This window comes from Micromonospora lupini str. Lupac 08, from assembly GCF_000297395.2.
GTDB classification, from domain to species: Bacteria; Actinomycetota; Actinomycetes; order Mycobacteriales; family Micromonosporaceae; genus Micromonospora; species Micromonospora lupini.
The window spans coordinates 1,311,258-1,326,514 of sequence record NZ_HF570108.1 but is presented as its reverse complement, the minus strand read 5'-3'; the positions used below and the strand labels follow the sequence as shown (position 1 = coordinate 1,326,514).

Sequence of the window (15,257 nt, the reverse complement as noted above, 5' to 3'; positions counted from 1 at the left end):
ATCGTGGGCCCGGTCGGCGAACCGCCGGACCAACGGAGAAGGAGAGAGGTCGTATGATTATCAACAGGTTGAGCGACAAGCTACTCGCTGCGCTGCTGCCGAAGGCCACGGCATCCGCGTGCAACGTCTGCACTCTCGCCTATGTCGGGTGTGGCGGGCCCTTCTGCTACTACTACTACAACAAGGTGGTAGCGGGTCAGGTTCGCTGCGTCGCCAACACGGGCCGATACTGCGACGCGCCCTCCGTGAGCTACACCGTGGGCTGCTGCTGATCGTCGATACGCTGTCGCCGGCCGGAGATCGCCATCCGGCCGGCGGCCGCACGTTGGAGGACCGAATGCGGGGCATGGTGCGTCAATGCTGGCGATAGCCGCGTCGCAATGGCGAGTACGACTGCGTCGGTCGGTGGCCCTGCTGTCGATGATCGCCGTGGCCGTGGCGGGGTTCACCCTGCTCACCGGCGCCGCGGTGACCTCGCGTCTGGACGCGGTGGGCACCGTGAGCGCGAACTACCGCCCCGTCTACGACCTTCTGGTGCGGCCGAAGGACGCGGTGCTGCCGTTGGAGCGGGAGCGCAACCTCGTCCAGTCGGGTCAGTTGGCGGGCATGCGTGGCGGAATCACTCCTGCCCAGTGGCGCGAGATCCAGGCGGTGCAGGGGGTGTCGGTGGCGGCGCCGGTCGCGATGATCGGGTACGTGATGCGCACCGTGCCCGTGACTGTCGACCTGTCGGAGCACCTCGACCCGAACGCCGAGCGCCAGGTGTTGCGGGTTCAGCCGACGTGGCTGACCGACGCGGGGCTGAGTCACATCCCGGACGGACCGGCGTTTCTCTACGTGACGCGGAACCGTCTGGACGTGGTGCCCAACAAGGAGTTGACCAGCGGCGGGGGCCTGCCGCCGCCCGAGGAGATCGACGCCGACGGCCGGCGGGTGAAGATCTGCCCCGCGGCAGCGGCTGTCGACCAGCAGGACTGGCTGTCACCGACGGATCCGCGCGCCCGGTCGTCGCTGACGTGCGTCGGTGGTCCCGGATCGACTGATCGCGAGGGCAGGGCGATGCGGCCGGTCGTCACTCTGGTGTGGACGGTTCCGTTCCTGATGGCCGCCGTGGACCCCGACTCGGAGGCGGCGTTGGCGGGCCTGGATGACGCCGTGACGTCGGGCCGGTACTTCACGCCCGCGGAGGCGCCGACGCAACGGCGACTGGACGGGATGCCCTATCCGTACTCGGTGCTGCCGGTCCTGGTCGCCGACCAGCCGCAGGTCGACTCGACACTCGACGTGGCCGTGCAGCGTCTGAACCCGGACGCTGCGGAGCTGGTCCGGACGACAGCCGACGACAAGCGGCTACGCGCAGCCCTGGGCGCCGAGGCCGGCACCCCTGTCGCACAGAGGTCGACGCCGCTGCGGAAGCCGTACCAGGACATGGTCGACCGGATGCTCCGGCCCGACGAGCTGGGCGTCGAGTACGACCTGGCAACGGCGAACACCATGTGGCTCGACCAGTTCTGGACCGTCGGACCGCCGAAGAGGGTGCAGTCCGGGGACGGCCTGCGTGCCCAGCCGGACCCGTACGACCTGAAGATCTGGGGTCAGGGGGCCGACGACGGCGGGTCGTCCCGGCATGTGCCGATGGAGTTCGCCGACACCAGTGTGCGCAGCGGTGTCGCCGTGCACCGGAACCTGTCGCACGGATACGAGGCGCAACCCGGTGACGTGCAGATGCCGGACGCCGCGTTGGGCGCGGTGGGCACCTTCGACCCCGCCCGGATCTCGCTGGGCAGCGCCTTGTCGGCGGTGCCCATGGACACGTACTTCAACCCGGGCGCCGAGGGCGCCGACGAGGCGTCACGGCAGGCGTTGGGCGGCCGGCGTCTGGCCCCCAACTCGAACGTCACGGGCCTGCTCAGCCAACCGCCGTTGATGCTCACCACGATGGACGCTCTGCCGGCGGTCTTCGACCCCGGCGCGTACAGCACCGAGCCCAGCTACCCGGAGTACCAGCTCAACACGGCCGCGCCGATCAGCGTGGTGCGGGTGCGGCTGGCCGGGGACGTGGGGGTCGACCCGCTCTCCCGGGAGCGGGTCCGGGTGATCGCCGAGGAGATCGCGCAACGCACCGGCCTCCAGGTCGACATCACGCTGGGATCGTCACCCACTGCCATGACTGTGCACTACCCGGCGGGAAACTACGGCCGGCCCGACCTCGCCGTCGCCGAGCCGTGGGTGCAGAAGGGCGTCGCGGCGGTGCTCGTCCGCGCGGCCGACCGCAAGAGCGTGCTGTTGTCCGTCCTGGTGCTCGCCGTGTGCGCGCTGGCGGTGCTCAACGCCAACACCGCGGCCATCCGCGCCAGACGCACCGAGTTCGGCATCCTCACCTGCCTCGGCTGGGGCCGGCGACATCTGCTCAAGTTGATGTTCATCGAGATCGTCGGCATCGGCCTCGCGGCGGGCGTCGCCGGCACCGGGCTCGCACTCGGGATCGCACTCGGTCTCGGGCTGAACATCGCCTGGAGCCACACCCTGCTCGCCGTTCCCGCGGCGGTGGCCCTCGCCCTGCTCGCCGGTGGCTGGCCGGCCTGGCGAGCCGCCCGACCCGATCCCGGCGAGATCATCCGCCCCGCGGTCCTGGGTCTCGCCGTACACCGGCAGGCCCCGCGCCGGCTGACGACCCTCGCCCTGGCGAACCTCGCCCGCACACCCGGTCGGACCGCGCTCGGCGCGATGAGCCTGATGATCGGGGTGGCCGCGCTGACCATGTTGCTGGCGATCACGTTCGCGTTCCGCGGGGCGCTCACCGGCACCCTGCTCGGTGATGCCGTCACCCTCCAGGCCCGCGCGGTCGATCACATCGCCGTGGCGGTCACCATCGTGCTGGGCATCGTGTCCGTCGCCGACGTGCTCTATCTCAACATCTCCGAGCGCGCCGCCGAGTTCGCGCTGTTCGGCGCGGTCGGCTGGACCGACGCCATGCTCAACCGGCTGGTCGTCGTCGAGGCGATCGGCATGGGCGTCATCGGCGGCACGCTCGGCGCCGCCGCAGGCCTCGGCGCCGCCGCGGTCTTCGCCGGCGGCGTCACCGCACCCATCGTCTGGTGCTCCGCAGCCGCACTGGTCTTCGGCGTCGCCGTCTCCGCCGCGTCGGTGGTGGTGCCGATCGCCGTGCTCCGCAGACTGCCCACCGCCCAACTGCTCGCCGAGGGGTGAGCGACGAAGGAGTAGGTCCGATGGAACGGACGTCAGTCGGGGCGTCGACCACGGTCACCACGCCTCTGGTGTGTCTCACGGGTGTGCGGAAGGCTTTCCCGCTGCCCGACGGCCCACCGCTGGTAGCGGTAAACGACGTCAGCCTCTCGATCGACGCCGGCACCGCGATCGCCTTGACCGGGCCGAGCGGCTCCGGCAAGTCGACGCTGCTGCACCTGATCGGCGCCATCGAACGGAGTGACGGCGGCAGCATCGACGTCGGCGGCCAGGAGGTGACCGGCTTGTCCGGCCGGGCGTTGGCGGCGTACCGACGACGGGTGGGATTCGTGTTCCAACGGTTCCACCTGTTGCCCACGCTCACCGCCCTGGACAACGTGATGGCACCGCTGATCCCGTTCCGCACCGACTTCGACAAGGCTGCGCGGGCACGCGAACTGCTGGCGATGGTCGGGCTCGCCGACCGGGCCGCCGCCCTGCCGTCGCGGCTCTCCGGTGGGCAGCAGCAACGGGTAGCCATCGCCCGCGCGTTGATCAACCAGCCCGCCCTGTTACTGGCCGACGAACCGACCGGCAACCTGGACAGTCAGACCGGCACCGCGATCGTCGACCTGCTGCTGAGACTGCGCGACGAGCAGGGCACGACCCTCGTGATGGCCACCCATGACAACGGCATCGCCGCACGCTGCGACCGGGCCCTCCAGATGCGCGACGGACGCCTCACCAGCCTGGACAGCTGAGGAGGTCGCGGGTCGGCTCGACGGCCGCAGCGCGCCGCCCTCACTGGCTCCTCGCGGTCTGCGTGACCCCTTCCTGCCGCAGCTCCAGGACGTACCGCTGGTCGTCGCTCCGCACGAACCGCACCTCCAGGTCGAGCCCCGGGTGCAGGTAGCGACCGTCCGCGTCGGCCAGCAGGGCCACCGGCTGCTGCGCGGCTGCCGAGAAGGTCAGGTGGCCGTCGGTCACCGCGATGTCGATCGGGTAGTCGTCGCGCAGGACGTAGCGGCCCGTCACGGCATCCAGCGGCGCGGCGGTGACGCTTGTGGCGTACCGGCGGTCGGCGGCGGCGCGGATGCTGTTCAGCAGCTCCCAGCCGTCCTCGGAGTTGGTCATCGCGGCTACGGCGGTGCCGCTGTCCGGCCACACGTAGGAGAAGCAGGTGTAGCCGACGTTCAACCCGGTGTGGCCGAAACGTCGGTACCCGGCGCGGTCGTCGATCTCGGTGCCGAGCCCGTAGCCACCGCCGGCGATCTGCGGTCTCCACATCTCGGTGGCCAGGTCGCGACCGAGCAGCCTCGAGTCCCCCGAGGCCGCCCGGAGGATCTCGAGGTCGAGTCGGAGCAGGTCGGTCGGGGTGCTCCACAGTCCGGCCGCGGCCGTCTCCGGCTGGACGCGCCAACCGCCGGGGACGCCGGTGCCGTCACCGTGGTGGCCACGAGCCACCCGCTGCGGCCGCTGGTGCGGGAAACGCTTGTCGAAGCTGCTGTCGGCCATGGCCAACGGTTGCAGCACCAGAGTTCGCATGAGGTCCTCGAACGGAGTTCCGGTCGCGTCCGCCACCAACTGCTGGAGCACCGAGTAGTGGCTGCCCGAATACCGGAATCGGCTGCCGGGCAACAGGGTCGCCCGAATCGGTGGAGTCGTCGTGGGGCCGCTGCCCTCCAGGACCTGGACCAGCGACGGAACGCGATCCGCTGGGTAGCCGCGGTACCAGGTGTCGGACAGACCCGCCGTGTGCGCCAGCAGTTGTCGGACGGTGACGTGGGACTGTCGACCCGCCCGGTCGAGCAGTTGCCACGAGGTGAGGTACGCGGCGATGTCGGTGTCCAGATCGAGGACACCCTCCTGGACCAGCAGCAGCGCGCCGAAGGCGGCGACATGCTTGCTTATCGAACAGGCCGCGAACGCGGTGCCCGCCGTCACCGGCGTCGACGGCTCACCACCCGTCACGCCGTACGACGACGTCCACACCTGCCCGTCCACGTGCCCGACGGCGATGCTGACCCCTGGCACGCGATAGCTGCTCATCAGCTCGGACACCGTCGTCGTGTCCGGCGAGAGCCGCCCGGACGACACGTTCCGGTCGAGGTGGCCCAGCAACGCGACCCAGTCCGCAGAGAGATCCACGGCGTCGATTCTGCGCCACCGGACGAGGCCGATGGGGGGTGCGGTCCGTCGTCACGGCGCGGCGGCCGGCCCGGAAAATGATCCAGGGGGCATGGCTGATGAGCCATGCCCCCTGGATATCGCTGGTGCGCCGCCAGGGACTCGAACCCCGAACCCGCGGATTAAGAGTCCGCTGCTCTGCCAGTTGAGCTAGCGGCGCTCGTCGGCAACGGAGAGAACATTAGCACCCCTCCAACCGGGGCTCCAATCCGGTTACCCGACTCCCCCCTTCGGTCGAGCTTAACGGGCATACGGCCACAAATGGGCCGTCGGGCTCGGGACGGGGGCGTGGGTCTGGGCACTGATGCGGCACGATGTCCGCCAGGTACGCGAGAACAGAGGTGGGGATGGCACGGTTCACGCGAGCCGGGGCGGTGGTGGGCGCTCTGACCCTGGCGGCGTCGCTGGCACTGACCGGGTGCGGCGACGAGCAGAAGAAGCCGGAATTCGTCGGCGGAACGTCGACAGACGCAGGTGCCGTACCCGACTCGGCTGCGCCGTCGACGCCTGGTGCGTCGAGCGCGCCCAGCGGGCCGGCACTGACGCTGAGCCCGGCGAACGACACGAAGAACAAGCCCGTGAGCACGGAGATCAGCGCCAAGCTCCCGGAGGGTGGGAAGGTGTCCACGGTCACCCTGGCCGCGGCCGGCGGGGGTGCGGTGGAGGGCAAGCTCCGCACCGACGGCTCCGCCTGGGTGCCGTCCGCTCCCCTGAAGTACGGCACCAGGTACACCGCCACGGTGACCGCCACCGGGGCCGACGGGACGACAAGTCAGGGCACCAGCACCTTCACCACGATGGCCAAGCCGAAGTCGACGATCGGGTCCGGCCTGTACCTCTTCGACGACAAGAGCTACGGGGTCGCCATGCCGGTGGTCACCGAGTTCCACCCGGGCATCCCGAAGAAGGACCGGGCCGCGGTGCAGAAGCGGATGTTCGTCAAGACCGACCCGCCGCAGCCGGGCGCCTGGCACTGGGTCGACAACGGCACCCAGGCCTACTACCGCGCACCGGAGTACTGGCAGCCGGGCACCACCATCACCGTGCGGATCGCCCTGGCCGGCGTGCCGCTGAGCAACGGCAAGTACGGCGACATCGACCGCAAGGCCACCGCGAAGATCGGCCGGTCGTTCGTGATGAAGGTCGACAACGCCACGAAGAAGATGTCGGTGTACGAGAACGGGGCGCTCTCGCGCACCATCCCGGTGAGCCTGGGCAAGAAGAGCACCCCGTCGTCGAGCGGGACGATGGTGGTGATGGAGAAGAAGGAGTCCACGGTCTTCGACACCCGCGACGACCCGGACCCGGCCAACCGCTACGTCACCGAGATCGACTTCGCCCAGCGGCTCACCTGGGGTGGCGAGTACATCCACGCCGCGCCCTGGTCCGAGGGCGTACAGGGCCGGTCGAACGTCTCGCACGGCTGCGTGAACGTGTCGACGGCGAACGCCAGGTGGCTGTTCGAGAAGACGCGGATCGGCGATCCGATCACGATCAAGGGCACCGAGCGCAAGATCGCCGCCGGCAACGGCTGGACGGCGTGGAGCCTGAGCTGGTCGGAGTTCGTGAAGGGCAGCGCGCTGCCGGTGCCCAAGGGTGGGTCCGGCCCCGCGCTCTGAGGGTGCGACTCCTCCGCGCCGGCCCCTGCCGATGGCACGGGCCGGCGCGTACCCTTGCACTGCCCGCGTCGCGACGACGGCGGCGGCGACCCCTCACTCCCGGGCACAAAGACGAGCCCGAATCACGAAACGCCGGATAGTACCAAAATTCCGGCATCCTGATCGGCGTGTTCCGGTTCACCCTCGGCAACCGAGGCCGGTTCCCGCGCGTCATTAGGAGACGATGGGTCAGGGACCACGACTGTGAGGACATCATGCGAGCTAGCCAGGACCAGCTGATCCGGCCCCGTGGGCGACGCCGCGTGCTCGCGGCGGGGCTTCTCGCCGTGGCGCTGGCCTTCACCTCCGCCTGCACCGACAGCGACGGCGGCAAGCCGTCCTCGTGGCAGGGCGGCGGCGAGAGCCCCGCGCCGAAGGCGGCGGCGACAATCAGCGAGCCGGCGGCGGACGCCAAGGACGTACCGGCGTCCACCGGCATCACCTTCACCACGAAGGACGCCGAGGAGACCACCGTCGACCTCAAGGACGCAGCCGGCAAGGCCGTCGAGGGCACCCTCGCCAAGGACGGCAAGACGTGGCTGCCGAACGGGGCGTTGGCGTACGGCACCAGCTACACCGCCACCGTCACCGCCACCGGCGACGACGGCCGGCCGGCGACCGCGACGAGCACCTTCACCACGATGGCCAAGCCGGCCAAGCAGATCCGGGTGAGCAGCTTCCTCGGCGACAACCAGGTCGTCGGTGTCGGGATGCCGTTGATCGTGAAGTTCGACCGGGCCGTTCCGGAGGACTACCGCGACGACGTGCAGCGTCGGATGACGGTGACCTCGACGCCGGTCCAGGCCGGCATCTGGCACTGGGTCAGCCCCACCGAGATCCGGTACCGGCCGAAGGAGTTCTGGAAGGCGAACAGCAAGGTCTCCTACCGCGTCCAGGCCGGTGGCCTGCCGATGGGTGACGGCTACTACGGCCGCTCGGACCTCTCCGTGGACATCAAGATCGGCTCGTCGCTGATCATGACGGTGGACAACAAGACCAAGCGGATGACGGTGACCCGCAACGGCTCGGTGATCAAGACCATCCCGGTCAGCCTGGGCAAGAAGAGCACCCCCTCGTCCAGCGGGACGATGGTCGTGATCGAGAAGCTGCGCAAGACCGTCTTCGACACGATGGAGGAGCTGGGCCCCGACGAGGGCTACCGCACCAAGATTGACTTTGCGCAGCGGCTCACCTGGGGTGGCGAGTTCATCCACGCGGCCCCCTGGTCCGAAGGACAGCAGGGCAGCGTCAACGTCTCGCACGGCTGCGTCAACGTGTCGATGGCCAACGGTGACTGGTTGTTCCGCAACACCCAGGTCGGTGACCCGATCACTGTCAAGGGCACCGAGCGCAAGCTCCAGAACGGCAACGGCTGGACCGACTGGAACATGAGCTGGGACGAGTACGTGAAGGGCAGCGCCCTGCCGTACGAGCCGCCGGCCGACCCGGACGCCTCGCCGACCCCGGACGACGCCGGCACCCCGTCCCCCACGCCGACCGCCTGACCGACGCGCCACGATCGACACCGGGTTCCAGGAATCCGGGGTATCCGACCCGGTCGGACACCCCGGATTCCGGCAAACGGAGTGGATCACGCCCTGAAGCGACTCAGGCCCCCTCCGAGGAGGGGGCCTGAGATTTGGGTGACTGATGGGAATTGAACCCACGACAACCGGGACCACAACCCGGTGCTCTGCCAACTGAGCTACAGCCACCACGCCTCCGCCACCCGGTTGATCGCCCCGGGCGGGGTGCGGACCAATAATAGCCACACCACCGCTCACGGCGTCCAGCGGGTTCCCCGCCGGCAGGCAGCGGGCGCCGTCAGAGGTCGGCGGCGATGCCCTTGGCGGTCTCGACGTCCGGGCCGGGCAGCGGGACGAAGATGGTGCGCCGGTAGTACTCCAGCTCGCGGATGCTTTCCCGGATGTCGGCGAGCGCCCGGTGCGCCAGGCCCTTCTGCGGCTGGCCGAAGTACACGCGGGGGTACCAGCGGCGGCAGAGTTCCTTGATCGACGAGACGTCGATCATGCGGTAGTGCAGGTGCGCGTCGAGGCGGGGCATGTCCCGGGCGATGAACCCACGGTCGGTGGCGATCGAGTTGCCGCACAGCGGGGCGGTACGGGGGTCCTTGACGAAGGTGCTGACGTACTCCAGCACCCGGTCCTCCGCCTCGGCCAGGGTGACCGCCGAGCGGCGAACCTCTTCGGTGAGGCCGGACTTGGCGTGCATGGTCTGGACGATCTCCGGCATCGCCTCCAACGCGGCCTCGTCGGCGTGGATCACCACGTCGACACCATCACCGAGCACGTTGAGGTCGGGGTCGGTGACCAGTGCCGCAACCTCGATCAGCTTGTCGCTGCCGAGGTCCAACCCGGTCATCTCACAGTCGATCCAGACGAGGAGGTCAGCCACCGGGACAGCCTACGCGCAGCCCACGCCCCACGGCTGCGCGCTCTCGACCCTGCGGACCGCTAGGGTTTCTCAAGTGCCAGCCGATCCCGTCGCACCGCCCGCCGTCACCGACGACGATCCCGGCGGCCGTACGGTCCGTCGGCTGGTCGCGATCGTGGCGCTGATCGCCGTGCTGCCCGCGCTCTACCTGCCCGGTCTGGTGCACAACTTCTTCGACCTGAAGATCTACATGTCGGCGATGGACTGGTGGACGGCCGGTCACCCGCTCTACGACTACGTCCAGCCGGACCGGGTGCAGGGTGAGCTGTACTTCACGTACCCGCCGTTCAGCGCGCTGCTGCTGTGGCCGTTCGGGCTGATCCGGCTCGGCGCCACCGTGGTGATCTTCACGGTGCTCACGGTGGTGGCCGTGGTGGTGACCACCCGGTGGCTGGTGACGCCGGTGATCGCCCGCCACCACCTGCCGCGAACGTTCACCCTGACCGTTGCCGTGCTGTTGGTGCTGGCGGTGGAGAGCACCCGCGAGACGATCACGTTCGGGCAGATCAACATGCTGCTGGTCGTGCTGATCCTGGCCGACCTGCTGTTCGCCGTACCGCAGGCGCGGCGCTGGGCCGGGGTCGGCGTGGGGCTGGCGACGGCGCTCAAGCTCTTCCCGGGCATCTTCATCGTGTACCTGCTGGCCACCCGACGGTGGCGGGCCGCCGCGGTGGCGAGCGCGACGGCGGCGGCGGCGACCCTGCTCGCGGCGGCTGTCGCGCCCGGGGACTCGTGGCGGTTCTGGACGCAGGAGCTGTGGGACAACGACCGGGTGGGTCGCACCGACTACACCGGCAACCAGTCGCTCTTCGGGCTGCTCAGCCGGTTCACCGCGCCGGAGAAGCCGGACCGGCTGCTGTGGCTGCTGGTGGTCGCGGTGGTGGCCGCGTACGGCCTGTGGCGGGCGGTCCGTGCTGCGCGTGCCGGCGACGCGTTGACCGGCCTGACCCTGACCGGCCTGGTCGGCGCGCTGGTCAGCCCGATCACCTGGACCCACCACATCTACTGGTTCGTGCCGGCGGTGGTGCTGCTCGCCGATGCGGCGTTGAGCGCGAACCGCCCGGACGAGTTCCGCCGGCGGCGATGGCTCGCCGTGCTCGCGGTGGGCACCGCCGCGTTGATCATCTATGGCGTGGTGTCGTTCCACGACTGGGGGGTTGCCCCGGTCCGCACCGACGACCCGGTGGACTTCGTGCTGCGCAACGGCTACGTGCTGCTCAGCCTGCTGCTGCTGGTGGCCCTGCCGGTCCGCGCGGCCGGACCGGTCCGCGCGGTGGAAAAGTCGCGCCAAATGGACACAACTCCCCAGTAGCGACGATCGGCGCTAATCTGGACTCACCTACCTCAAGCGTCGCTCGGGTAGCACCGATCCCCCGGTGAGAGTGGCCCTCCGCGTCGGCAGCGCGGAGGGCCACTCGCCGTTCTCAGTCCGTCGGCACCGGCCGTGCCGTGGGTTCGGCGCCGGCAGGAGGCCACGCCAGGTTCAACGCCACCTCCGGCGGCCGGGGCAGCCGGGCCGGCGCGTCCAGGTCGGCGAGGGTGACCGGCCGGGTCGGTTCGGCACCGGTCGCCGATCGGGGCCACTCGGCCGCGCCCGAGCCGACCGGGGCGAGCTGTCGCACCGCCGGCAGCGGCGGAGCGGAACGAGAATCCCGGGCGCTCAGGCCACTGAGCGACGTGACCCCGAGCCGGTCGGCGAGCACCGGCACCTGATCCGGTTCGACCACGAAGACCACCTCGCGTGGACGCGGCGGGCGCAGCAGGAGCAGCACCGCGCACGCCACCAGCAGCACTCCCGCCGCCAGCAGGCCCCAGGCAACCGGGCCGACCCAACCCGCGCGCAGTTCGGCGCGCAGATCCAGGCTCAGGTCGGCGCGGCCGTCCGGGCGCATCACCACCAGGCTCATCGACTCACCGCCCAGATCGTCGGCGCTCCACTCCAGGGTGCCGACACCCTCGCGTACCCAGAAGGGAAGACCGAGCGGCGGGAGCGCCGCACCGGCGGTCGGCGCCGCGGCCGGGACCGCCGGGTCGGTGCGGACCGGCAGCGGACCTCGGGCCAACGCCACCCGGCGGACCGAGGCGTACGGCACGGACTCCAGCCACCGGCGCACCTCGGCGGTGGGCGCCAACCCCACGAAGGCCGGGCCGTCGGGCGTACGGGCGTCGAGCCGGAGGTGGGTCTGCGCGCCGCGCGCGAAGGGCGCCTCCCGCCGCAGCAGCCGGTCCAGGTCGGTGACCACTACCGCGTGGCCGGGTGTGCGGACCGTCTCGAACCGGGCGGCGAAGGCCCCACCGGGGTCGGCGTGCCGGGTCACGAGCCACAGCCCGCCGCCGGCGAGCAGCGCCGGAATCCCGATGACCAACAGCAGCATTCCGGTGATCCCCCGCACGAACCGCATTCGCAGCGTCCCCCTCCGTAGCCAGATACCCGGCCGACCTTACCGACGTACACCGGCTGATCAGGGGATATCGACGGCACGGGCGGCTTTGGCCCGGGGAAGCACGCTGGCCCGCCGGAAAACTCCGGCGGGCCAGCGGATGGGGCGAGACGGTCAGGACTTGACGACCGGGCCCCGGCGGGTGCGGGCGAACGCGAACCCGCCGAACACCAGGCCGGCCAGGCCGGTGACGAGGCCGGCGATGCCGAGGCCGATCGCGGCGCCCACGTTCTCGTCGTCGTCGTCATCGTCGGCCGCGGCGACGGCCGTGGCGGCCGGTGCGCCCGACGCCGACGGCGCCGCGGCGGCGGCGAGGGTGAGCACCGGAGCGGGCTTCTCCGGCTCCGCGCCGCCCGGCTGCGGCTCGTCGATCCAGCGCACGACGTTGCCGTCCGAGTACGTCTGCAGGGTCTTGAAGACCATCGACTCGACCTTCGGCAGCGGCCCCATGGAGACGCCGAACTCCTGGAACTGGCCCGGCTTGACCGCCGCGTCACCGGTGGCCGTCCAAGTGATCTTGGATACCGCCTCGGTGAGCTGGCTGCCGTGCACGTCGATCGGCGGGTCCACCTTGCGCTTCTCCGTCGCCACGGTCCAGCCGGGCACCGGGATGGTCGACACCGAGCCGACCGGCGCGTTCTCCGGCAGCACGACCTCCAGCTTGGTGGTCGACGCGGTGTCGCTCTCGTTGGGCACCCGGAAGGCCACCCGGGCGTAGCCGCCCTGGGTCGCCTCCTTCGGGTTCACCGTGACGTGGGCGGACGCCGGACCGGCGAAGCCGAGCACGGCGGTGGCGACGGCGGTGAACGCCAGGGCGGCAGCGGCGGATGCGGTACGCCGGAGACGGGTCATGAGCGCGGGGAACCTCTCTAACGGATGGGCACGGTGGCGGTCACCGTGGCCTGGTCGATGTCGGACGTGCGAACGGTGATCTTCAACTGCCAGTCGCCGGCGGCCGGCAGGCTGACGTCGCCGTACGAGTGGTTGTCGGTCAACGGCAGCAGCGGCAGCTCGATCGGCTCGATCCCGGCCGAGGGCAGCGCGGCCGTCGCCCGCCACTCCGCCACCGGCTGCGGCTGGTTGTCCTTGGTGTACGCGTACAGGTGCACCGAGTTGTTGCCCCGCTGCGCCGGATCCAGCTCGACCTGGAGGGTGAAGAGCGAGCTGGTCAGGGTGGTGGAGAAGAGCCCCGCCTCGGCGCCGGACGGCCCGGCCACGGCGGTGCGGGCCGGCGTGGTCTGCACAAGCGTCGCCGACAACCCCAGCACCACCACGGTGACGGCCAACTCGACCAGGACCGCCCGGCGTACCGGCGCCGGTCGCTGGGCCGCCGTGCGTCGACGGACCAACTGCCGGGAGTACGCGGCCACGGCGATCACGATCGCGAACAGCGCGATCTTGGCCAGCAGCAGCCGCCCGTACGTGGTGCTGAACAGGGCGTCCGGGGTGGCCACCTCGATCAGCGCCTGGACGGTGCCGGCCAGCAGCAGGGCCGAGACGGCGAGCGCCGCCCAGCGCGACCAGATCGGCAGGATCGCGCCCAACTCCCGCTCGTCGGCCTGGCGCAGCAGGAAGACGGCGAGCATCAGCAGGCCGCCAAGCCAGACCGCCATGCTGCCCAGGTGCACCGCGTCGACCACCACCGAGACCGCCGGCGCCGGGGAGGCCGCCGGGTGCCCGGCCAGCGGCCAGGTCAGCAGGGCCGCCACGCCGAGCACGGCCAGGATGATCGCGTCAGTCCGACCGGCCGGGCGGGCCAGCAGCGGGCGCAGCAGGAACGCCGAGGCCGCCAACAGGCCGAGCCGGACCAGGTGGGCGGCGCCGAAGGCACTGCCGAACACGCTGCCGAACCCCTCGCCGGTCACCTCGAAGAGGCCACCACCAGCGGTGTAGGGCACCTGCAACCACAGGTCGGCGAGGGTCGCGACGGCCACCAGGCCGAGACCGACCCAGGCCAGCCGGGTGGGACCCCGCCGGGAGAGCCGGCGCGGCCACAGCGCGGCGAGCACCAGCGCCGGCCCGACCAACAGCACCAGACCGGCGTACCCGAGGAAACGGGCCACCTTGACGGCGGTCTCCACCACCGGGTCGGCGCGGCTGTCGTTGCCGGAGTCGACAGGCGGCGTCGACGGCGCCCCCACCGAGTAGGTGAACGCGCCGGAGACCGGGTGGCTGTCGGCGGAGATCACCCGGAAGGTCACCAGGTACGTGCCGCGCTGACCGGCCGGGTCCACCGGAATGGTGACCACGGCGCCCTCGAAGGACGGCTCACCCCGGTCGGCCCGCGCGCCGTCCGGCGCGATGACCCGGATCTTGTCGGGGACCTTGCGGACCGACTCGCTGAACGTGAGCACCACCTCGGCCGGCCCGCTCGGCACCACCGACGAGGCGGCCGGGCTGCTGCTCGACAGCACCGCGTGGGCGCTGGCCGGTGTGGCGGGCGCGATCAACAGGGCGACGACGGTGACCAGGAGGCCGGCGGCGGCAGCCAGCCGGGCGATCCAGCGGCGGGGTGCGACAGTCATGCCGGCCATGGTCGCCGACGGACCTGGATGTCGGCGACCCGAGGCGGGGGAACGGCTCACCTGCGCCCAGCCGCCAGCGCCGCGCGGGAGAGGTCGCGTGTCATGAGCAGGTAGTCGACCGGCGGCGGCGAAAAGTTCCCGACGTGTCGCAGACCATCCAAGTGCCGAAGGACCCTGACGGCACACCCGGCGGCGCGTAACCTGGTTTGTCGTGATCCCCGTCCCGCGTGACTCCGGTGCGACAGGTGACGTCGCCCGCGACCCGGCGACCGAGTCGGCCCTGACCGCGCGCGACGGTGACCCCGCGGCCCCGGCCGTGTTCGTCCGGCTGACCCAGGCCGAGGTGTGGCGCTTCGTCGCCGCCCTGGTGGGCCCGGACAGCGCCGACGACCTCACCCAGGAGACGTACCTGCGGGCGTTTCGGGCCCTGCCGGCGTTCGAGGGCCGCTCCAGCGCCCGCACCTGGCTGCTCGGCATCGCCCGGCGGGCCTGCGCCGACCACCTGCGGACGGTGATCCGGCGGCGTCGTCTCGACGAGCGGCTGGCCGCGAACGCGTACACCGACCATCCGCATCCCGACCCGGCCGGGCAGCTCGGCGCCACCGACCTCGTGCGTCGGTTGAGCCCCGAGCGACGTGCGGCGTTCGTGCTGACCCAACTGCTCGGCCTGTCGTACGCCGAGGCCGCCGACGTCGAGGGGGTGCCGGTGGGCACCATCCGCTCCCGGGTCGCCCGGGCCCGCGACGAGCTGGTCGAGGCCGTCGGCGACGCCCTCACCGGTTGAGCCCGGAACTTCCGGCGCGGAC

The 15,257-nt window shown here is 71.1% G+C and carries 12 protein-coding genes and 2 tRNA genes; 7 read left to right on the top strand and 7 right to left on the bottom strand.

Going from position 1 to position 15,257, the window contains the following annotated elements; translation table 11 throughout:
• Positions 1-53: 53 nt before the first annotated feature.
• The 3 genes from MILUP08_RS07350 (at position 54) to MILUP08_RS07340 (ending at position 3,947) form a co-directional block, all read left to right on the top strand.
• On the top strand, positions 54-272 hold the full coding sequence (locus MILUP08_RS07350) for a hypothetical protein (RefSeq protein WP_007456194.1): 219 nt from the start codon (positions 54-56) through the stop codon (positions 270-272).
• 85 nt (positions 273-357) lie between these two features.
• Complete coding sequence (locus MILUP08_RS07345; protein WP_007456192.1) at positions 358-3,210, top strand: FtsX-like permease family protein; 2,853 nt, start codon at positions 358-360, stop codon at positions 3,208-3,210.
• A gap of 20 nt (positions 3,211-3,230) precedes the next feature.
• Positions 3,231-3,947, top strand: coding sequence for an ABC transporter ATP-binding protein (locus MILUP08_RS07340; protein ID WP_007456190.1), 717 nt, complete (start codon positions 3,231-3,233; stop codon positions 3,945-3,947).
• Between the two features lie 40 nt (positions 3,948-3,987).
• Here MILUP08_RS07340 and MILUP08_RS07335 read toward each other — a convergent pair whose 3' ends face one another.
• Together MILUP08_RS07335 and MILUP08_RS07330 are read right to left on the bottom strand one after the other, a co-directional pair.
• Complete coding sequence (locus tag MILUP08_RS07335) at positions 3,988-5,334, bottom strand: serine hydrolase domain-containing protein (RefSeq protein WP_007456189.1); 1,347 nt, start codon at positions 5,332-5,334, stop codon at positions 3,988-3,990.
• A 123-nt stretch (positions 5,335-5,457) separates the two neighbouring features.
• Positions 5,458-5,533: transfer RNA gene (locus MILUP08_RS07330), tRNA-Lys, on the bottom strand.
• 187 nt (positions 5,534-5,720) lie between these two features.
• Between MILUP08_RS07330 and MILUP08_RS07325 the strand changes: the two genes are divergently transcribed.
• Both MILUP08_RS07325 and MILUP08_RS07320 read left to right on the top strand, forming a co-directional pair.
• The gene (locus MILUP08_RS07325; RefSeq protein WP_007456187.1) at positions 5,721-6,992 is read left to right on the top strand and encodes a L,D-transpeptidase; all 1,272 of its coding nucleotides are present in this window, start codon (positions 5,721-5,723) and stop codon (positions 6,990-6,992) included.
• 254 nt (positions 6,993-7,246) lie between these two features.
• Positions 7,247-8,536 carry a L,D-transpeptidase gene (locus tag MILUP08_RS07320; protein WP_007456185.1) on the top strand — a complete coding sequence of 430 codons (1,290 nt, stop codon included), beginning with the start codon at positions 7,247-7,249 and terminating at the stop codon, positions 8,534-8,536.
• 137 nt (positions 8,537-8,673) lie between these two features.
• Here the strand turns inward: MILUP08_RS07320 and MILUP08_RS07315 are convergent.
• Positions 8,674-8,746: transfer RNA gene (locus MILUP08_RS07315), tRNA-His, on the bottom strand.
• A gap of 109 nt (positions 8,747-8,855) precedes the next feature.
• Positions 8,856-9,446 (bottom strand): oligoribonuclease, encoded by a 591-nt coding sequence (gene orn / locus MILUP08_RS07310; protein ID WP_007456183.1) that lies wholly within the window; start codon positions 9,444-9,446, stop codon positions 8,856-8,858.
• A gap of 73 nt (positions 9,447-9,519) precedes the next feature.
• On the opposite strand from orn, the gene MILUP08_RS07305 reads away from it, so the two are divergent.
• Positions 9,520-10,797 (top strand): glycosyltransferase 87 family protein, encoded by a 1,278-nt coding sequence (locus MILUP08_RS07305; RefSeq protein WP_007456181.1) that lies wholly within the window; start codon positions 9,520-9,522, stop codon positions 10,795-10,797.
• 112 nt (positions 10,798-10,909) lie between these two features.
• Here the strand turns inward: MILUP08_RS07305 and MILUP08_RS37365 are convergent, their stop codons facing one another.
• The 3 genes from MILUP08_RS37365 to MILUP08_RS07290 all read right to left on the bottom strand — a co-directional run bounded on the left by MILUP08_RS37365 (position 10,910) and on the right by MILUP08_RS07290 (position 14,460).
• Positions 10,910-11,887, bottom strand: a complete 978-nt coding sequence (locus MILUP08_RS37365) for a hypothetical protein (RefSeq protein ID WP_007456179.1) — start codon at positions 11,885-11,887, stop codon at positions 10,910-10,912.
• 153 nt (positions 11,888-12,040) lie between these two features.
• A complete protein-coding gene (locus tag MILUP08_RS07295) occupies positions 12,041-12,778 on the bottom strand; it encodes a YcnI family copper-binding membrane protein (protein ID WP_007456177.1) in 738 nt (245 codons plus the stop codon).
• Positions 12,779-12,795: 17 nt separating this feature from the next.
• Positions 12,796-14,460 (bottom strand): copper resistance CopC/CopD family protein, encoded by a 1,665-nt coding sequence (locus tag MILUP08_RS07290; RefSeq protein ID WP_007456175.1) that lies wholly within the window; start codon positions 14,458-14,460, stop codon positions 12,796-12,798.
• Positions 14,461-14,662: 202 nt separating this feature from the next.
• Between MILUP08_RS07290 and MILUP08_RS07285 the strand changes: the two genes are divergently transcribed.
• The gene (locus tag MILUP08_RS07285; RefSeq protein WP_007456173.1) at positions 14,663-15,235 is read left to right on the top strand and encodes a sigma-70 family RNA polymerase sigma factor; all 573 of its coding nucleotides are present in this window, start codon (positions 14,663-14,665) and stop codon (positions 15,233-15,235) included.
• The last annotated feature ends 22 nt before the right edge of the window (positions 15,236-15,257 follow it).